The organism is Photorhabdus sp. P32 (assembly GCF_038085095.1).
Lineage (GTDB): Bacteria > Pseudomonadota > Gammaproteobacteria > Enterobacterales > Enterobacteriaceae > Photorhabdus > Photorhabdus luminescens.
This window is the reverse complement of record NZ_JAZGJN010000277.1, coordinates 14,074-36,863: the sequence shown is the minus strand read 5'-3', so window position 1 is coordinate 36,863 and position 22,790 is coordinate 14,074. Positions and strand designations below refer to the sequence as shown.

Annotated in this window: 6 protein-coding genes and 1 pseudogene; all 7 read left to right on the top strand. The window is 46.0% G+C overall.

The window, feature by feature from the left end; genetic code table 11:
* Positions 1-1,276 precede the first annotated feature (1,276 nt).
* Entirely contained in the window at positions 1,277-2,683 is a 1,407-nt protein-coding gene (locus V2H77_RS15450) for a carbohydrate porin (RefSeq protein ID WP_341499503.1), read from the top strand.
* A gap of 147 nt (positions 2,684-2,830) precedes the next feature.
* Positions 2,831-3,073, top strand: a complete 243-nt coding sequence (locus tag V2H77_RS15445) for a hypothetical protein (RefSeq protein WP_341499502.1) — start codon at positions 2,831-2,833, stop codon at positions 3,071-3,073.
* 955 nt (positions 3,074-4,028) lie between these two features.
* Positions 4,029-4,213: pseudogene (locus tag V2H77_RS23680) on the top strand (IS30 family transposase); the annotation flags it as partial.
* 667 nt (positions 4,214-4,880) lie between these two features.
* The gene (locus V2H77_RS15440) at positions 4,881-5,699 is read left to right on the top strand and encodes a 2OG-Fe dioxygenase family protein (RefSeq protein ID WP_341499501.1); all 819 of its coding nucleotides are present in this window, start codon (positions 4,881-4,883) and stop codon (positions 5,697-5,699) included.
* 92 nt (positions 5,700-5,791) lie between these two features.
* Entirely contained in the window at positions 5,792-18,271 is a 12,480-nt protein-coding gene (locus V2H77_RS15435) for a hybrid non-ribosomal peptide synthetase/type I polyketide synthase (RefSeq protein ID WP_341499500.1), read from the top strand.
* The gene (locus tag V2H77_RS15430; RefSeq protein WP_341499499.1) at positions 18,268-19,533 is read left to right on the top strand and encodes an MFS transporter; all 1,266 of its coding nucleotides are present in this window, start codon (positions 18,268-18,270) and stop codon (positions 19,531-19,533) included. Before V2H77_RS15435 ends, V2H77_RS15430 begins: the two co-directional genes overlap by 4 nt.
* 30 nt (positions 19,534-19,563) lie before the next feature.
* A complete protein-coding gene (locus tag V2H77_RS15425; RefSeq protein ID WP_341499498.1) occupies positions 19,564-22,761 on the top strand; it encodes an amino acid adenylation domain-containing protein in 3,198 nt (1,065 codons plus the stop codon).
* Positions 22,762-22,790: the final 29 nt, after the last annotated feature.

Genomic DNA, 22,790 nt, shown 5'->3' with positions numbered 1-22,790 from the left:
TTCGGCCATCATGGTATTCCCTAAATTTTTAGCATTGTCCTGAACATAATGTGACACCATTTAAAAAACTCCAACCGATGAACAACAGCCATTCGTTAAGAGTAGGGCCAACAAGCATCGGCATTTCCATGATTACAAAACAATTAAAAAAACAGATTCTTACCTATGTCTTTAAATCCTGCAATGATAAGACATAGGAATAATTCATTACTTTGCTAAATTATTTTAATGATCAGATTTTTTCGACAAGCTCTTCATTAGGTATTTTTATGTTCAACCAAGACATGGCCTCAATAATAACACGTATTATATCAACCGAACTTGAGACTTTATGCTCACATTAGAATTCATTATGTTTTGTGATGAATGTCAATAACGTTCTCCTCATATCAAACAATAGATAAAGCTGAATTGACGAAATCATCCAGCATCAATCCTGATATTTTATTAAAATTTAGCTTATTATCTCCTATGTTTTATCATAAAAAAAACTGTAGTAATGCGGGAGTGATCACAAAAAGGGCACCAAAAAATTTAACTATATGATTATTATGAATTTATCACCCCAAACAGCACTGATATTATAATGCAATTAGTGGGATATCAACATATAAAAATATATTTCATAACTATTTGAATATATTATCAATCATTCAAATAGTAAATTAAAAAAATGATAAAAGGAAATATCATTTTCACACTTTTAAAATGATTAGTTCATGCAATTATTTCCACTCCAGATATTCCTTCTTAATTCCAAACAACAAAGGCTATAACGGACAACTCCCTTTGTTTAGCGGTGGTTTTCTGTGATATACCGATATACCACTCATACATAATCAATGATAACTGAATACATCCGGCAATATTCAATCATGCGAAAAAAGCTAAGAATATTATTCAATTGCATCACCAAATCGGTTCTTCTACTTTATCTCGCTATTTGGTCTTGATGAAAAACAAGGATTAAACATGGTCATCACTCAGACCTAAGCCTGTGGCGTATTAGTAACTACTGCCAAAGATATAATGACTGCGCTACCCAATGCCGACAAATCAACTGCTTTTTGCAAATACAAACCTGAACACACAGTGGTGGACATCCATCTACAGTTACTTACCTTTCATGCCGAATTTGCGTATTCGATCACAATAGTTTGATCTGGTTAGTAAACTTGGTTGCGATCTGCCAATCAACCCAATTATCTTTTAGCAAAAACCAGCTTAATAATTTACCTACGGTATAATAACTAGTATCCCAAAAGGGTTGAGTATCATGAAAAACCTTCACTATTTGCTTGTTACACCAGGATTAATACTTTCAGCCTCTGCCCTTGCTTCACCTGCTAATAGCATCGAAGCACGCCTTGATGCACTTGAGCAGCGGCTACAACAAGCAGAACAACGAGCCGCCCAAGCGGAAGCGCGAGCCACAGCCGCCGAGCAACGCGCACAACGATTGGAACAGCATGCTATCGAAACCAAACAACAGACGGTACAAGTCGCACAACATACTCCTTCGTTGGAAAATAGCGCTTCATCAACCAAGAATTTGAAACTGAATGATTTTGGCGATTTAAAATTGTACGGCGATGTAGAATTCAATCTCGATGGCGCCAGCCGAACCGGTCAGCTTACTTCACTAAAAACCAGCGACAAAAAAGACTGGAAACCTGGCGACAAAGAGCGTTGGAATATTAATGGTCGCATTTTGATCGGATTGGACGGTTACCGCCGTGATCAAAACAACAACTTTGCCGGTTTTAGAGTACAACCGTTGGCAGACATGACCGGCAAAATGAATCTCGACGACGCCGCTTTCTTCTTTGGCAATGAGAAAAACTGGCAGGTAAAAATCGGGCGTTTCGAAGCCTACGATATGTTCCCTCTCAACCAAGACACTTTTATTCAGTATTCTGGTAATACCGCCAACGATTTGTATGCCGATGGTTTCGGTTATATTTACATGATGAAAGAAGGACGTGGCCGCAGTAACAGCGGCGGTAACCTAATGCTAAGCAAATACGCCGGCAACTGGTATTTCGAACTCAATACTCTACTCGAAGATGGCACTTCGCTATTCCGAGATAACGCCTACCACGGCAATACACTGGAAAATAAAAAAAATGTCGCCTATTTGCGCCCGGTAGCAGCCTGGAAAAAAGACCAGTTTAGTGCAGCCATAGCGATGGAGAGTAATGTCGTCAATAACGCCTATGGCTATCAGAACAAGCAAGGGCAATGGGTCGATCAATCCAGACGCAATGGTTACGGCATGACACTCAGTTGGAACGATCTGGAGACTAATCCTGATGATGGCATTGTCGCTAACCTGAATACCGCCTATCTGGATGCCTCGGATGAACACAATTTCACTACCGGAATTAATGTGATGTGGCATCGTTTCGAACTGGGTTATATCTATGCCCACAACAATATCAAAGCGTTTAATATTGACGATACAACCGCACAGATTAATCACCCACTCAGTGAACCGGGTAAATACGATATAAATACCATCCATATGTCATATCAGATTCCCAATATCATGAATATGAAGAACTTTAATCTCTATCTTGGCGCCTACGTCTCTATGCTGGAAGCAAATGCTAACAACAAAATCGCCAACAGTAATAATGACCGCCGCTACGGCGCACGCGCCAGATTTAAATATCTCTTCTGATGCAGATTAATTATCTCTGATTATGGGCACGACGATAAATTTAATGTCAGACTTTGTTTCTGACATTAATATAATAGGTGAAGTTGGTAATAATAAAAATTCAGTTATATCGTTGGGTTTAACTTATAAAATGTAGAGAAGTTAATTATGAATAAAAAATTTTTATTATTAACTGCATTGTTAGTTTTATCTACATCTGTTTCTATTGGCGCTAAAGAAGAGTTGAATATTTCAGAATTTAAATATGCTGATTTTCATACTATGAATATAGAAGAAATGGAAAAAACAAAAGGAAAAATAAGAGTTGCTGTAGCAGTTGTCGCTCAGAGTGTTGCTGGTACTAGTCATGGTATCGGTTGCTTTATGTACCATGCGGGTATAATAAAGTGAGTGTTATGCTTTTATTTACAAGTATAATTTCGGTATATGCTATTATAGCATGGAAGTTTTTTCCTGAATATAAAACCATAACTATTATAGTAGCTAATTTTTGTTGGTTATCATATGGTTACTTACTAGAATACCAATCTTATGCGTTATATATGCCGTTATTTAGCATAGCATATGGTATATTATTACACTCTATTTTCAGAAAGAAAAAATTTAAATTTTATGATAGCTTCTTAAAGCTCTATTATATAGTTCCTTTTTTTGTCTTTATGCAAGAATTAATCAAAAGCGTCAATAAAATATAATATCAACAACCTATTTCAGTAGGTATATACCTTATGGATTTCAAATTAGCATGAAAAATCAAACCCACGTTTTCTTCTGAAAATGGTAAAAACCAATAGATATACCCAATGGATTTCAAAATGCACCGCGACGGCAAAGAAGCGAATCCCCGGGAGTATATACCCAATGGATTTCAAGATGCATCGCGACGGCAAGGGAGCGAATCCCCGGGAGCATAGATAACTATGTGACCGGGGTGAGTGAGCGCAGCCAACAAAGAGGCAACTTGAAAGATGACGGGTATATTTACAGAATTAGTAATCCATTTATATTCAAGTAATATAACCGGTAGAATTTTATTACTGATAACTCCCTACTAACTAAATGGGATATAAATAGTCAATTAATTTCCTAGATTAATGATATACTAAGGTTAAAATCAATTAAATTTAATATCACATTCTAATACCTCTTTATATGTAAAATTTTTTTGCCAAATTAAAAATAAAAAACCGAGTTGACATTGTATACTTTGCGATCTATTTTCTATTTAATTTTAGTGAAAAAATTTTTATTGTTGGGAGGATTCAACTAATAAGATCAATCCTTCAAAAAGACGGTCAGTTACTATAGTAAGCATCTATTTCGCCAAAGGAAAATACACTATGACCTAAACAGAAAACAAGCATCAGAATTAGCGACAACTACAGTGAAAGCATTGTGCCCATTAAAACATAAGGGTTAAAACAATGACGTTTGATAATGGCTTAGCATTTGCCAGTCATGAAATGATCAATAAAGAATTATGATACAAAAATTGACTTTGCTAATCCTTATGCGTTGCTGACCAAGGGGGAATAAAAGGAAAGATGAATTTCAAAGTATTGTAGGAGGATGCTATTGTTTCACCCGGCAAGAAAGGCAATACTATTGAAGTCATTAACTCATTCAAAAAACGGCTGTTATAATATAGTAGGTTTGTTTAAGAGCCTATTTATTTAAAATTAACTCTCTCATTTATCCAACAACATTCTTTACTATCTGATTTGTCAGAAATTGATTGATTGATTTTTCAGATCGAAAAAAAGCATGGCAATGTTGTTGTACTTACTATGCGAAATCGAGACATTCTTATTTATAGGTGTTTTTTAAAAACATTAAATATATACCCTATGGATTTCAAGATGCATCGCAACGGCAAGGGAGCGAATCCCCGGGAGCATAGCTAACTCTGTGACTGGGGTGAGTGAGTGCAGCCAACAAAGAGGCAACTTGAAAGATGACGGGTATATACCCTATGGATTTCAAGATGCATCGCGACGGCAAGGGAGCGAATCCTCGGGAGCATAGCTAACTATGTGACCGGGGTGAGTGAGTGCAGCCAACAAAGAGGCAACTTGGAAGATGACGGGTATAACTAAATAATTTTTTGAGTTAATTAGCATTAATTGGTTTTCCCTAAGATATCGTAATTAATTTAATACGATGTCATTTTAGTTCACCCTAATAAAGAGATATTACAATGGGCTGGAATATATTTATTAACGCACCAGAGAGTTACCGTCTTACTACCGCACATATCCGCAATAACTTGCACCAACAAGGGTTTGCCACTTTCAACGCCACCGATCTTGCCCTTTCTGACAGTGAAAAAATCGATCTTGTCTCTCTGTGTGAATTATCAAAGTCACTGCCGTTAGACCGATTTGGTGAAGGTGGTCGTCACCGCAGTTATTGCGAAGGAGTGTGGAGCGGTGAAACAGAAACTATTCATTGGAAAACAGGTCATCAGCAGCCTGATGGTAGTATAGAGATTGATTATCATCAGGGAAGTGAATATCAACCTGAATTTGGTGGTGTGGTACGCAAATTCCTGCGCATGCCTGATGAAATACTGAATAAAGGACTACTTAATAAACTCATTTGGCACGATCTGAGTCTAACCGGCATGGCCGAACATTATTCCCGTCTGCTGTGTGGTGTACATTTGATCCGAATGCAAGCACTACCTGGTAAACCGGCAAAAATTACGCCTAACTGTTTCCATCGTGACGGTCAGCCGTTCACCGCTGTACATTTGATTGAACGTTACAATGTCGAAGGCGGTGCAACGCATATCGCGCCGCCTTCTTATGCAAATTGCCAGCTTGAAGAAGTCCCTGCTCATAAGATAACTCGCTTTACCCTTAATGATCCCCTTGATAGCTACATCATCGACGATGCAGCGATTTGTCATTACATCAATCCCGTAACTTGCGATGAAAACTCCAGCGTTGGAGTCCGTACTATCATTCTGATTGATTTCACCCCGTTAGAACAGAGTGACAGGTGCTCCCAATAGCGCTTTTGCAATGAAAAATGGCGACAGCCAAGGCGATAGTTTTTACGGCGATCACTAAGCTTCAAGAACCCTTTTATCTTAGGAAAAATGTTGTGAGTAATCATTCAAACACCTCAGCAAATGTTCCATTCTTATTGCCAACGCCTGCTCAACGCAGACTATGGCTTATTAGCCAAGGAAATATGGACTCAGCATTATATAACGTGCCATTTTCGTTACGTTTGCGTGGTACGTTAGATACGAAAGCGCTTGAACAAACTATTCTTTTTATGATTGAGCGTCATCCGGTGTTGCGTTCTCAATTTCATGTTCTCAATGGAGAATTGCAGATAACATTGCATCCGCAGCGGCCTGAATTACGTATCCGTGATCTCAGCTATTATTCCCCGGAAGAACGCGAAACCCAAATACAGTCAATCTGTAATAATGAAGCCAAATATTGTTTTAATCTCAGTAGCGATTTGCCTTTTCGTTGTTTATTGCTTCATCGACAAGAGAACGATCATCAATTGATATTTACTCTTCATCATATTGTATTTGATGATTGGTCTACTCACGTTTTTCTTAATGATTTTAGCCATACCTATAATCAGTATAAAGTCGGTCAACAACCTAAGTTGGAAACGATTACTTACCCGCATGTCAGTGACTCTGTAACAGATATTCATATTAATAGCGCCCGTCAGCAACGCTTACGCGGCTATTGGGGAAAACAGCTAGCGGAATTGCCTGAACTACATAAATTACCTACAGATCGGCCGCGGCTATTGGAACAACGGGGATGTGGCGCGGTATATCAGAAGTCACTTCCTTTATCTCTCGTTGGACGTATTTCTAAAATCTGCCAACGTTATGGATTAACACCTTATATGGTGGCGATTTCCGCTTTTGCCGTATTACTGAATCGTTATTCATACGATGACGACATCGTTATTGGCAGTCCATTTGCGAATCGTCACAGTATTGATGGACATGCCCGTCTTGGCTTTTTCATCAATTTATTACCGCTGCGTTTTCGCTTTAGCAAGGAAATAAGTTTCAGTGATCTATTAGTTCAAGCACGCGATGTACTGCTTGATGCATATGAAAATGCTGATTTGCCATTTGATGAAATTGTCGATGTGGTACAACCCCTGCGTTCTCTGAGCCATGCCCCTGTTTTTCAGATTATGTTTGATTATTTGAAGAGCCCGGGACAAGCATTGCAACTAGATGGATTAGAAACAGAAATACAATTTATCCATTCTGATACTGCTAAATATGATTTGACGTTATCGATAGAAGAATCCCCGAATTCCCTACTCTGTCTGGTTGAATTTGATACCGATTTGTTTGATAACCTCACCATTACTCGCATGGTGAATCACTATGAGAAATTGTTGGATAGCTTGTTAAGTGAGCCTGAGCGTTCTGTCGCCAAATGTAGCATGTTGCCGCCAGAAGAGCTGGAGACGTTGGCTCGCTTCTCCCGGCCGGCAGAACCTCTACCCGTATTGGAATTTATTTCAGTAGCTGAACGCATCAAGTCACAAGTGCGTAATAATCCAGATGCCCGAGCGATTGTTTGGCGTGATCAACGTTTCACCTATGCTCAACTGGACCAGTATGCGCAATGTCTGCTCGCGAAGATGCGCCAGTGCGGCGTTGGGCCGGGTAGCCGGGTTGCCGTATTTATGAGCTACCGACCAGAAATTGTCATCTCTTTTTACGCTATTCTCTCCGCCGGGGCGGTTTATGTGCCGTTATCCCCCGCTGATCCTCGCTTTGCCGATAAAATAAATGATGCACAGCCAGTACTGATCCTCACCAATGAACAGGATGCTGCTGGTTTGCTTGATTTTCGTGCCATCACGCTGGAAGTTGATGGATTGTTTCGCCAACCAGCGCCGCCGGAAGAGCAACCAATCTGGCCGGTGAAGGAAAGTGATTCGGCCTATGTTATTTATACTTCTGGTTCAACGGGTAATCCCAAAGGGGTAGAAGTAAGCCACGGCAGTCTGCACGCATCGTACCATGCCTGGTGCTATGACTATCGTTTCACCCAGCCCGGAGAGCCGGTATCGCTACAACTTGCCGCCCCGATTTTCGATCTCAGTATAGGGGATTTCAGCCGTACTCTGAGCTGTGGTGGATGCTTGGTTATGTGTCCGCGTGAATGGTTGCTGGATGCGCCGGAAATGCACCGCTTGATGATGAGCGAAGGCGTGACCTTTGGCGATTTTCCTCCTGTAGTACTGCGTCAGTTAATTCAGTTCTGTCAGGATAATGGGAAACGTCTGGATGGATTATCAACACTGGTGTGTGGGGCTGATGTCTGGTTCGGTCATGAGCTGCACGCAGCACAGACGCTTTGCCGCCCAGATGCGCGTATTCTGGGTTCTTACGGTGTAACCGAAGCCACCATTGACAGCACTGTTTTTGATCCGGAAACACATCCATTGGCCGCCGGGAAAGTGATCCCATTAGGTAGGCCGCTGGCTAGCTGTGAGCTGTTCATTGTTGATAAACACTTACAACAGGTGCCAATCGGCGTTAGTGGTGAATTGTTGATTGCTGGTATTACCGTAGCGAAAGGATATCTCAATAATCCTCAGCTTACGGCAGAGAAATTTATCACTGGCAAATTCGATAGCCAAGGTCGTTTTGTGGCAGACAGTTTTGTGCAAGATAATAGTGGTACGCGATTTTATCGCACCTCAGACATTTGCTGTTTCCTAGCTGACGGTACTATTGATTTCATGGGACGCAGTGATCATCAGGTCAAAATTCGCGGTTTTCGCGTCGAATTAGGTGAAGTTGAGAGCGCCCTACTGGAACACGCAGATGTGCGCCAGTGTGCGGTTGTTGCCTGTAATGACAGTACAAATAATAAAGTGCTGGTCGCCTATGTTGTGTCATCGGCTGATACTGATAAGTTACGGCGTTATTTGTCCCTGCGGCTACCCGGGCACATGATGCCGCGTGCTTTCGTGTTTCTCGATAAATTACCCACCACACCTAATGGCAAGGTTGATCGCAAGCGCTTGCAGGTCCCAGATTTTTCGCTACCAGAAAATCAGGAATCTATGACAGAACCGGTGAATGATCGTGAAGAACAACTGCTGGCATTATGGAGAACAGCGTTGGGGGTTCAGGTCATCGGCACCGAAGATAATTTCTTCTATTGTGGCGGCAATTCATTAACTGCTGCCAATTTGATTACACAGATTAATAAGACATTTAGTGTTCAGCTTAAGCTTTCCGCTATTTTCAATCATCCGACTATCGTCGGTTTAGCTTCGCTACTGGATAGCATTGAAAAGAACTGTGTCGAAAAGAGCGGCGCGAAACAGAGTGTTACTATGCAGCACATTTCGCAGATCAGTGATTTACTCTCATTCGGTCAGCGCAGTTTGTGGTTGCTTGCGATGCAACGGCCGGATGATTGCAGTTACAACGTGCCTTTCACATTGCGTCTGCATGGTAATCTGCATTTTAGTGCGTTAATGCAGGCACTCAATGACATCGTGCAACGTCATGACGTATTGCGCACTACATTCTCTAGCCAAGTCAGCAAAGTAAGCGGACCGGATGGAACATCCAGTTTTGAACCCAGTCATCAGGTTGCACCTGAACTAACGCTAACCCTGCGCCAACAAAATATCGCTGGCGGTGAATCAGCGCTGGCATCGAAATTGCGGGAAGAAATGATGGCAAGTTTCGATCTCGCCAATGGGCCGCTCATCCGTGCGGTACTGTTTACGTTGTCCCCGCAAGAACATGTGCTTTGTATTACTCTGCATCACATTATTTCCGATGGCCGCTCGCTGGCAATACTTTTTGATGAGTTACGGCACTGCTATCAGGCACGTCTGGCCGGTAAGGCACCCATGCTACCGGTGTTGGAAGCAAACTATGGGCATTTCATTACCTGGCAGCGCACTCGACTGACTGATCCCGCGGTACAGCAACAGATTCATTTCTGGCGTCAACAATTGGCGGATGCGCCAGCTACTCTGATACTGAATGATATGGCTGCCCCCACTGACGAGGCGGCGTCAATAAGTTCTGTTATTCCCTACCAGTATGTTGAAGGTGTAGAAAAACTGGCTCGTGAGCAGAACTGTACACCGTTTATGGTCTGGTTGAGCTTGTTTGCACTCCTGTTGCGCCAGCAAAGCGGCGAGCAGGATCTTATCGTCGGCACCCCGGTGTCGCTGCGCACCATACCTGCATGGGATGCGTTGATTGGTTACTTTGCTAATACTTTACCGGTACGTATCAATAGCGGTGAATTGCACACTTTCCAGCAACTACTGATGCATACGCGACAAGTTAGTCTCGATATTCTTGAAAATCGGGATTTACCATTCGATTATTTGGTACAGACACTTAATTTGCCTCGTACAGCGGGTAAAAACCCTGTTTTCCAAACTATTTTTTCCTGTGAACTGGATCAACCAAACGATGCAACATTCGGGGACATGAAGGTCTCAGACGTCGAGTTGGGGGATTATCGCGCCAAAATTGATCTGGAACTGGCTATTAATCGTATAAATGGTCAGGTTTATGCTCACTTTATGGCAATGCCGGGGGTGTTATCTGCCGTCACTCTGGAGCGGATGAGTGAACATTTGCTGGCTATGTTGCCACAAATCATTGAAAAACCAGATACTGCATTGGCTGATTTGTTAACAGTTAATTCTGTCAGTAATGCTCAACCAGCACTCATTGTTGATAAACCACAAGGAATGTTTCAGTTGTTTGAGCAGAGCCTGTCCCAGTATGGCGGACATGTGGCGCTGGAAAGTGACGAATTGAGCCTAAGTTATCAGCAGCTTGATACATTGACGGCATATGTGGCGCAGCAACTACAACAAGCAGGTGTAAGCCGTGGCGATCGAGTTGGCATTCTGATGGGGCACCATCCACATAATGTCACGGCAATGCTGGCAATTAACCGGATTGGTGCGGTGTTTGTGCCGCTGGCTCCTGATAACGCCGAACCAGCAAATCGGTATGTGATTGATAATGCGGAAATAAAAGCGATCTTATGCCGAAATGAAACAGCGCCCCTGTGCCAGCGTCTTGGTCTGGCGGCAATTAATATTGATGAGTTAGATATAGCCAATACCCCCCATATGGCAATGGCGGCGATCTGTCAGCCGGATGACTGCGCTTACGTTATTTACACGTCGGGCTCGACGGGCAAACCGAAAGGTGTTGCTGTCTCCCACCGTAGTGCCTGTCATAACATTCTGGCAATACGCGATGAACTGAGGCTGGAACCTGCTTCTCGCATAGCACAATACTCTTCGCCCGTGTTTGATGTGATGTTGGGAGAAATTTTTCCAGCGCTTGCAACAGGTGCTTGTGTGGTCTTCGGTAAGAAACAACAACTATTACCTGGCAGTGGGCTGACAGAGTGGCTGGCACATAAACAGATTACGCATATGTGGATCGTACCTTCCGCGTTGGCGATAGTGCCGTTAGTACCGCTGCCTAATCTCCAGGTGCTTATCGTAACGGGTGAGCCTTGTATGCCTGAAATCGCCCAGCGCTGGTCTGTAGGACGCAGGCTGATGAATGGATATGGCCCTACTGAATGCGCGATTGTGGTATCCCTTACGGATTATCATGCCGCAGGACAAAATCTGGTACTGCGTCCAATGGGCGATGTTCGCTTCTATCTGCTTGATGAACAGAGAAAGCCCGTGGCACCGGGAGAAATGGGTGAACTGTATTTAGCGGGAACCTGTGTGGCACAGGGCTATCTGGGGATGGATGAAAAAACCGCTGAGGTGTTTTTACCCGATAGCTTTGCACCACAATTAAAGGCTCGCATGTACCGTACCGGCGATATTGTGCGCCAACGCGTGGATGGCGCACTGGAGTTTGTTGGTCGGGTTGACCGTCAGGTAAAAATCCGTGGTCACCGAATTGAACTGAATGCTGTACGTGCCGCCCTAAGTGCGTTACCGGGTGTACGTCAGGCCGAAGCGCTGGCGATCACCGATAGCCAAGGAAATAAAGAGTTAGCGGGATACATTGTCGGCGAAACTAGCCGTAATGAGATCCTGAACGCATTACGCCAGCAGGTTAGTGAAGTTATGGTGCCAACGGCGCTGTTCTTTCTTGATGCACTACCTACCGGCATTACGGGAAAAGTCGATCTGAAAGCGTTGGCTGAAATGAAACTGACACGTGCCGGTCAGCATCAATCTTCCCCTTTGCCAGCCAAAGTTGTGTCATCACTTAGTCGCGTTGAGGCTATCTGGCGTGAACTGCTAGAGAGGGATGAAATCGGTTATGACGAAAACTTTTTCGATGCTGGCGGCCACTCACTGCGGATTATGGCGCTATTACAACAATTGAATGAGGTGTTTGGTCACGGCTTGTCTGTCACCGATATTTTCGCTCATCCCACCATTCGACAACAAGCTCAACTACTGGACACACTGTCACAACAAAAAACACCTGCCACAATCACACCGCCGATAGTCACTGAAGAAACAGCAACGCCATCAACGCTGAATGTTTCGACTCAGGATAGCAATGCTATTGCGATTATTGGTATGACCGGCCGCTTCCCACAAGCGCCAGATCTCGACACTTTTTGGCAGCGATTGTTAGCAGGTTACGATGCCAGTGTAGCGTTGTCTGACGAGGAATTGTTACAACGTGGCGTCGATCCAGCGCTGTTAAGTCACCCGCAATTTGTCAGACGCGCACGTTTGCTGGAAGGTTGCGCGGAGTTTGATGCTCGTTTCTTTGGTTATTCATCACGAGAAGCGCAGGTGATGGACCCGCAACAGCGATTGTTTCTTGAAATGGCATGGGAAACGCTGGAATTATCTGGCTATGGCAATGATAGTACACCGCGTTCAGTCGGTGTCTTTGGTAGCAGTGGCTTCAATTATTACCTGCTGGAAAACGTCATGCCAAATAAAGACCGGATGCATCTCGACCCCGGTCAGTGGCAAATAGGTAATGACAAGGATTTTATCGCTACACGTACTGCTTACAAGCTGAACCTTAACGGACCGGCCGTCAGTATTGGCTCCGCCTGTTCATCATCACTTACCGCTATTCACTTTGCCTGCGAAAGCTTACGGCGTGGTGAATGCGACATGGCGTTGGCAGGTGCGGTAGCACTGGACCCGCAACAGGTTGGCTTTGTCCATGTCAGTGGTGGAATTATGTCTCCAGATGGCCTTTGCCGGCCATTTGATGCGGCGGCCAACGGTACCGCCAGCGGCAGTGGCGGTGGGATGATATTACTAAAACGTCTGTCTGCTGCTTTGGAAGATGGCGATACTATCCATGCGGTAATTAAAGGTTCTGCTGTCAATAATGATGGCGCCCAAAAGGTTAGTTACACGGCACCAAGTATTGACGGCCAATCTGCTGTAATTAAAGATGCGCTGCGTAACGCGGGTGTATCGCCTGCCAGCATCAGTTATATCGAAGCACATGGTACGGCGACTTCTCTAGGCGATCCGATAGAAGTACGTGCGCTGACTCAGGCTTTCCTGGAACAGTCTGATGGTAAAACATTGCCTGTAGGGAGTTGTGCAATAGGCTCTGTGAAAGGAAATATAGGACATACTGATGCCGCCGCCGGTATAGCAGGTGTAATCAAAACCGTGTTGGCGCTGCGTCACCAGACTTTGCCGCCAAGTATTCACTATCATCAACCCAATCCTGAAATCCACTTCGAACAGACTCCATTTTCTGTGATCAATACAGCACGCCCGTGGCCGCAAACAAGTAAGCCACGTCGTGCCGGCGTAAGTTCTTTCGGTATTGGCGGCACTAATGCGCACCTTATTCTGGAAGAAGCTCCGCGTCAGCAAGATACCCGTATATTAGATGGCGAGCGCTGGCATCTGCTGCCGATTTCAGCGAAAACGCCGCCAGCGTTGCTTCAACAAGGGGAACGTTTGGCGATAGCATTGACTACCGGTAATGAACCATTGGCGGATATTGCCGGGACTTTGCAACAGGGACGCAGCGCCTTCAGTGAACGTGCTTTTATTGTGGCAAAAGATCGGGAGCAATTAATCAATCAACTACGCCAGCTATCGCCGCAAACTGTTAGTCGCAAACAACAGCATCGAGCGGTGATTTTTATGTTCCCGGGACAAGGAAGTCAGTCTATTGAAATGGGTCAATCGCTCTATCTGCGCGATGGTGTATTCCGCCAGCAATTTGATCGCTGTGCCGAACTGCTACAACCACACATCAAACTGGATATCAGGCAGTTAATTTATCCGCAATCAGAACGCGATAATGCGATTAGCCGGTTAAATGCTACACGTTATACTCAGCCTGCGCTGTTCACTGTTGAGTATGCGCTGGCCTGCCAGCTACAAGCGTGGGGTATTACCCCCCGGGCAATGATTGGTCATAGTCTCGGTGAACTGGTTGCTGCCTGCGTAGGGGGTATGTTAGAGCTGGAAGATGCACTGGCATTGGTAGCCAATCGTGCTGCAATCATGCAACGTCAGCCCACAGGGGCAATGCTGGCGGTACAGGCATCACCTGAACGCATGGTTTCGCTGGCGCCAGAGTGTGAATTTGCCGCGATCAACGGGCCTGAACAGTGCGTGATAACTGGCAGCCATGACAACATCGCGGTACTGGAAGAACAGTGCGACAAGGCAGGCATTTCTTGCCAGCGACTCACGACATCACATGCATTTCATAGTTCATTAATGGATGCTGCCGCACAACAGATGCGGGAGTTCAGCGCAGGCTTCACGCTACAATCCAGCACCATTCCGATGATCTCCAATGTCAGCGGCAGTTGGTTCAGTGAACAGGATCGCGATAATTCTGGCTATTGGGGCGATCACCTGCGTCGGCCGGTACGCTTCTATGATGGAATTCTCACCTTGCTGAGCCATTATGATAATCCAATCCTGCTTGAAGTAGGTCCGGGGAGTGCGCTGACCAGCATGCTGAAAGCTCTACAGCAGACAGGCCAGGCTCAGATACTGACCACAATGCGCCGTACTCGCCAGCAGAAACCAGATGAAGAGGCGCTGCTCAATACCATCGGGCAGTTGTGGCAGCAAGGAGTCGCCATTGATTGGGCTGCATTTGGTCATTCACATAAATTACATCGGGTTATGCTGCCAGTGTACCCCTTCCAACGCCAACATCTCTGGTTGGAACATCCTGTCACTACATCAGCCGCCGCAATAAGTACACAGCACAGAAGAGTACCGACTTTCACACAATTATCGGATAGAGAGGGGGTCACGCAATTTACTTGTAAGCTAGATGATAATGTCTGGTTTATTGATGAACATCGCATTTTCGAAGGGCAAGGTGTATTACCGGGCACAGGTTGCCTGGAATTAGTGCGTCGTGCTGTTAACGAATTGCAACCTGGTGGCACGGCCACTTTTAGTGAGGTTTATTTCCCCTCACCATTGGTGCTACCGTCAGGTGTTGAGCGTCAGATACGCATTAGCTTGACCGCCATTGATCGCAGCTTTGCCTTTACGCTGGAGTCTCGCGGTGATGGCGATGACAGGTGGCAACTCCATGCAAACGGTAATATTACTGCTATATGCTCTCCACCAGCAGAGATTGTTTCGCCTTATGAGTTACGCCGGAATTTGCAGCTTGAAGAAGTTGCAGAGGCGCCGGAACGTTTCAATCAGGCATTTGCTGACTATGGACCACATTGGCAATGCATTACAGGTGTTTGGATGGGTGATCGCTGTGCGTTGGCACAGTTGCGGCTCAATCAGGCATTTATCGATGATTTGCCTGATATTGCATTACACCCTGCTTTGCTCGACTTGGGCACGGTGTTCTTACATGCCTGTCTGTTACCGGGTGATGCTTCAATCCCGTTCCATTATGGTTCGCTGACGCTGCATCGGCCATTATGCGCCGAATTCTACAGCCTGGCGGTTGAGACGGCGCCACGAACCTATAACATCACGCTATTTAGTTGGGATGAGAGCCAGAATTGCAAGCAGGTGCTGGTTGAAATTCACGGTTACAATTTACGGCAATTCAACTCGTTACCTCTCCAGTCCGCGCACGAGTCGAATGTAGCCCAGTGGTGTCGTCACCCTCGATGGTTGCCGAAGCCACTGGACGAAGCAAAGCAGAATCGTGCGCCGTGGCTGATTTTTGGCGCTCAAGCGGCTGATCTGAGTGATTTATGGGAAGCGGCAGCGCCCGGTAGTATTGTTGTCGAAGATGCTGATGAATTTCTGCAACAGGAGACTTACCGCTTTAGTTTACGTAAGGATCAACCCGAAGATTATCAACGATTAATAGATTGCCTGATACAACAACAAGTGCTGCCAGAACGTATCATCTGGTGCTGGACTGCGGCAGTGATTTCTCAACCAGAAGCCGCGTTTGAACAACTGGCGGCTGCGATTAAAGCGCTTACCAGTCATCACAGGGTTTTTAATATTACCCTAATTTCCCGTGGGTTACAGGCGGCCAAGGTGTTGGAAGCCTGTAATGCCGCACCCGCGCTTGGATTGCTGGGAATCTTAGCGACAGAGTATCCGGGATGTTCTGCACGTCATATCGATCTGGATGATAACACCGTTGCTACACATCAATCGCTGATTGCGGAACTGTACACGGATATACAACCGGACGAAGCGACAGAAGGAATGCCGGTTACTAGCATTATGCTTAAACAGGGTGAGCGTGAATTACAGACATTTACCGAGCTTGATGAGATCCCTCGCCGGCAAATTCTGCGTGATGGCGGTGTTTACCTGATTACTGGTGGATTGGGGGGTATCGGTCAGTTATTGGCGCGTCATCTCAGCGATAAATGCAGTAAGGTTAAACTCGGTATCTTGAGCCGCCGGGAAACGAATGCGACAAGTGAAGCTTTACTCGATGTGTTACGGAAATCTGGCGCTGAAGTCATGATATTGCGCGCTGATGTTGCTGATGGTGCGGCATTGACTAAAGCACTGGCACAGATGCGGGCAAGATTTGGCGCTATCAACGGTGTGATTCATTCAGCCGGTATTGAAGCCAGTGGATTGCTGGAGCATAGCTCGTCGCAGGACTGGCGGCATGTGATGGCGGCAAAGGTAAGTGGTACACAGCAACTGATGACGGCGATTAATCAAGACCCTCTCGACTTTGTTCTGTTGTGCTCTTCACTTGCCTCATTGATAGGTGGAATTGGGCAGGCAGACTACGCGGCAGCGAATCGTTATCTTGATGCCGTGGCTCACTACTGGCGACAACAGGCTATACCGGTAACCTCTGTTAACTGGGATACCTGGGCTGAAGTAGGGATGGCAGTGGATTACGCTGCACGCCGTAAAGAAAGTGTAATTGGTCTCAGTAATCAAGAGGGCTGCGCTATTTTCGATCTGGCTATTGCTGGAACGGAAGCACAGGTCGTTGTCAGTAAATTTACTGCTGTTCGGCACGCACAATTACGGAATTTATCGACAATAGCTGATTCCGCCAGCCCAGAAGAAGCGGTTCGTCAATTGTGGTATGAGCTACTGGGTGAAGAGACGATTCATTTGGAAGATAATTTCTTCGAACTGGGCGGTCATTCACTGTTGGCAACGCAAATGATCTCCCGTTTACGTGATTATTTCCAGCACTGTCTGACACTGGCGGAGTTTCTCGAACAGCCGACAATGGCACGTGTTGTCCGCTCACTATCTGATGAGAAAAAGAGCCAGGCTCCTGAGGATACCCATATCCGCTACTGCCTAGCGCCCATTAATCACGGCGGTAATGGTAATTATTCACCCTTGTTTTGTGTGCCGGGTATGGGCGGCAATGTTACCCAATTTATGCCTTTGGCTGCGGCATTACCACGAGAACTGCCATTTATCGGTATGCAGTATTTGGGGCTTGATGGAAAAACTGCGCCGCACCAATCGGTGGAAGAAATAGCAACACATTATATTGCTTGTTTGCGCTCGGTACAGAAACAAGGACCATATCATATCGGCGGTCATTCATTGGGTGGCAAGGTAGCTTATGAAATGGCGCGGCAGCTTCATGCTGAAGGAGAAAGCGTCGGTTCTCTGGTGCTACTCGACTCCGCCGCGCCACCTTATGCACCAGTTCCGTATCAGGAAGATGCTGATATTGCCAAAGTTATTCTTGGTATTTTTGCCTACTACACTGATCGGCTGGAAATGATCGATAGCTTGGATGACGACGAAATGCGTGCATTACCACGTGAGGCGTTATTGAGCTATATCCAAGAACAGCTAAAACGCTTTTCGTTGATTCATGCACAGAATGATATGAGTTCAATTAGCGGATTGTTCAATGTCTATCGGGCTGCATCGGATATGTCGCCGAAATATCGTCCAACACCAGTACAGTTGCCAATTCCTATGCTGTTAGTCAAAGCGGTAGAACCCTTACCGAAAGGGGTTGTTGTGCCGGAAATACGGGAGACCACTGCCTGGGGTTGGGAGAAGTTTTCCACTCTTCCCATTCGTATCGCGGAAGTGCCGGGGAATCATTATAGCTGTCTGATGGAAGAGCACGTAGCACATGTATCGCGGGCAATAATCCATAACTTTCCGTCAATAATAAAAGGAAGGCAAGTATGAGTAATTCTTTCTCAACGGCTCGCCTTCCTGATGCCCGGCAGCATAAACGCCGATTGGCTGTGATCCTAATGACATTGGCTGTGGATGCTTTAGGTATCGGGATTGTACTCCCCGTGTTACCCGATCTGTTGCGGGAGGTTTCCCCGCAACCACCGGAAGCGGGTGTGCCGTTAATTGGGTTATTTGTCTCACTATATGCTTTTGCACAGTTTCTTTTCGCCCCGTTGTTAGGGACGCTTAGCGACGCCTGGGGAAGGCGGCCGGTATTGCTTTCAACGCTGTTTGGCACAGCGCTGAGCTATACGCTGGTAGCGACAGCGCCGTCGCTAGGATGGTTGGTGGCCGGTATATTTCTTTCAGGCTCCACCGCCGCCAGCACTTCCGCTGCATCGGCTTACGTAGCAGATGTTACGCCAGAAGCACAGCGAGCCGCGCGTTTCGGTCTGGTCAGCGGCGTTCTCGGCTTCGGCATGGTTGCCGGGCCAGCCCTCGGTGGGTTATTAGGCATGATTGCACCGCGCCTTCCGTTTGTCATTGCTGGCTCACTGGCAGCAGTGAATGCTATTGCCGCCATGTTTGTTCTGAACGAAAGTCTGACCAAGGAGAACCAGCGTTCGTTCGACTGGCGCCGTGCCAATCCTTTGGGCAGCTTGAAACTACTGACGACGGATGGGGTACTGAGACGATTGGTTTATGCTTCGGCGCTTGGCATGGTGGTTTACGGCATTTTTCTGGCCTGTTTTGTCTTACTCAATGAAATGCGTTTGGGCTGGGGACCGCGTGAAAACGGTCTGGCTCTCACCGGGCTCGGCGTCGGGATCATCATAACGCAAACTTGGTTACTAAAAATGTTCGTGGCGCGCTGTAACGAATACCGCACCGCGATCATCGGGTACGGACTCTATATGTTGGCGTTTATCGCTTATAGCCTGGCCGTATCACCCCTTATTGTTGCTGGTGCAATTGCTTTGCATGCACTGGCGTTGATCAGCGATTCAACGCTTCGTGCTTTGATTTCATTGCGTGCAGGCAATGAGCGACAAGGGGAATATCTGGGAGCGCAGAACTGTATGTTGGGTCTGGCTATCACTGTTTCACCGTTGTTGGGCGCGTTCTTGCTGCATTTTTCATCTCGTCAGGAACAATCTCTCTACTTTCAAGGGTTCCCTTTTGTTATTGCTGCGGTTGTTTGCTTCTGCGCCATATTGATTTTGCTACGTGGCTCTCAAGCAGACATTAAATTTCGCAGTTTGTATAAATAAAAAGATCACCAGCCTGTGAGGATTAATTATATGAAACAACATCAAGGGGACTACTACCCCCTGACCGCAGCACAGCAGGAAATTTGGCTGGCTGAACAATTAAATGTAAGCGCGGGAATTTATAATACGGGTTGTTATATTGATATTTCAGGCGCTATCGATATTGAGACGCTTAACACGGCATTGACCCAGTTGATAGATGAAGCTGAGTGTTTACGGCTGGTGGTTGTACCGCAACCGCAAGGACCACAGCAACAGATCGTGGCCAATCTGCAATGGAAATGCCCGCTGATTGATTTTTCTAATCATGTGGATGCGTTAACAGAAGCTGAAATCTGGATGAAGGCCGAATTGGTGCGACCGATGGAGTTAACACAGGGGCCGCTGTTTGGTTTTGCGCTGCTAAAAATCAGTGATGAACGCTATTTTTTGTTCATCCGTGTCCATCATCTGGCTAGTGATGCTTTTGGCACTACGTTGCTGATTCAGCGACTTGCTGAACTGTATACCCAGAAATTAACTGGCGCTGATGAGCTGGAAAATCCTTTCGGCCCCCTTAGCGATCTGCTAGCTTTTGATGAAGAATACCGTCGCTCGGAAAATTTCCAAGGTGACCGTCAATGGTGGTCACAATATATGACAGGCCGAAGTGAGCCACAGAGCCTTGCCGTAGGAGCGAAACCCGGTCAGTTCGCCGACGTAGGTTCGTTCAGTTGCACCCAGTGTGAAATCCCGGCAAAGGTCAATGATATTCTGCGTACTCTGAGTGAAGAGAGTGGCAGTAGTATGGCGCAAATTATTATTGCTATCGTTGCTTCCTGGATTTCTCGTATGACCGACAATCAGGATATTACTTTAGGTATGCCAGTAACTGCGCGTTCAGGACGTGCGCTGCGTAATATTCCAGGTATGGTATCTAATGTATTACCTCTGCGTCTGACAATAGATTCTGCTCATTCCATAGGCGACATTAGTAAGCAGATCAGCCAGGAAATCCGCCTGTTACTTAAACATCAGCAGTATCGTTCTGAAGATATCTATCGTGATTTACAGCGAAATGGTTCTGCCCCCCGCTTGTTTGCGCAGAATATTAATGTGATGCTGTTTAACAGCAATGTGAGCTTTGCGGGTAATTTGGGGCGTACCAAAAATTTGTCCAGTGGTCCGGTAGAAGACCTCTCCGTGACCATTTATTATCATGACGAAGGCGGCAGTTTGCAGTTTACGCTCGATACCAATGATAACCTCTACACTCCCCACGATATTAACCTTCAGAAATCTCTTTTTCAGCATTTCATCACTGAATTGCTGGCGGATATATCACGCCCCATTGGTGAACTGACATTGCCAAATTGGCGCATAGGAGACAGCCTATTACCTGCACGGCGCACAGTATTAAATGAGGAAACACTGACCTCGCGCTTCGAACAACAAGCAATTGCAAGGCCAGATAGTATGGCGCTGACTTATCAGCAGGAGAATATTAGTTATACGGTATTAAACCAACGTGCTAACCAACTGGCGCGCTATCTGGCATCACGGCAAATAGGCCCAGAACAGCGTGTTATGGTCTGCTTACCACGTTCTATTGAGATGATGGTGACACTGCTGGCTATCATCAAGGCTGGTGCTGCTTACGTGCCAGTGGAAGCGGATTATCCGCAAAGTCGTCTCGATTTTATGATTGACGATGCTGACCCTGCTTGTGTGATCACCACCAGAGAAATTGCGCAACGTCTGACAACCAACACGCCAATGTTATTACTGGATGATACCGCGTTGATCGCCCAGCTAGAAATGCAGAGTGTTACTGATCTGTCTGATAAAGAGCGCTTGCAACCGCTGATTTCAGCGCATCCTGCTTATATTATTTACACCTCTGGCTCTACCGGCGTGCCCAAGGGCGTGGTAGTGACTCATCATAATGTGATGCGTTTGCTACAAAGTACTCAGCGCTGGTTTAATTTCTCTGAAACCGATTGTTGGACAATGTTTCACTCTTATGCTTTTGACTTTGCTGTCTGGGAGTGTTGGGGAGCATTGTTGAATGGCGGAAGATTGGTGATTGTCCCTTGGGAAATCAGCCGTTCACCTACAGATTTTTTGCAGCTTTTAGTTAGCGAAAAAGTGACGGTGTTAAATCAGACGCCTTCAGCGTTTCAGGCGCTGATCCATGCTGATCGCGAAGCCCCTAAGCTTGGGCAGAGTTTGGCGCTGCGCACGGTGATTTTTGGCGGAGAAGCGCTGAATGCGCATATCCTGGAGGAGTGGTATCAAAGGCACGATGATAACGCTCCTCAGTTGATCAACATGTATGGTATTACTGAAACCACTGTACACGTGACCTATTTCCCTCTTTCACGTGAAGTCGTTGCGCAGCCTGCCTCAAGTCTTATCGGTGAATCTATTGATGATCTCAGTATTTATATTCTTGATGAGGCTCAGCGCCCGGTCCCGGTAGGTTGTGTGGGTGAGATATATGTGGGCGGCGCAGGGGTAGCGCGTGGTTATCTGAATCGTCCTAAACTCACTGCTGAACGCTTTATTACTGACCCTTTTATCGGCACAGATGGGCGCATGTATCGTACTGGCGATCTGGCAAGATTGCGTCGGGATGGGGTACTGGACTTCCTTGGCCGTACTGACGATCAAGTTAAAATCCGCGGCTTCCGTATTGAATTGGGCGAGGTGACGGCAGCGCTAAATGCACACCCTGATATCGTGCAGTCCGAGGTCATTGTGCGTGAAGATGAAGGTCAACAGAAGCGGTTGGTGGGTTATGCCATTGCTCATAAGGGTATTACGCTTGAATCGCAGTTAATACGGGCCAGCCTGTCCGCATACCTGCCCGAAGCAATGATTCCAGCGGCGATAGTGCAACTTGACTGCTTCCCGTTGACCATTAACGGAAAGTTAGATCGTAAGGCGTTGCCGAAACCCATATGGAATAGTGCAGTAGTCAATGAAAGTGGTTCCTCTAACCCACAGGAACTCGCACTTTGTTGTCTGTTTGCCGAGTTGTTGGGATTAGAAAATATCTCTCCAGAGGATAATTTCTTTGAGCTCGGCGGCGAATCATTGGTTGCAATGCGGGTAATAGCAAGAGTGCGTAGTGACTTCGGCGTTGAAATAACGTTGCGCGATCTATTTAACGCACCGAGTGTCAGCCAACTTGTGCAGAGATTAAACACTTTGCAACAGGAAAATGAAGTAGTCAGCCAGACCTAAATTTTTAACGCGATTATGCTGGCAAATAA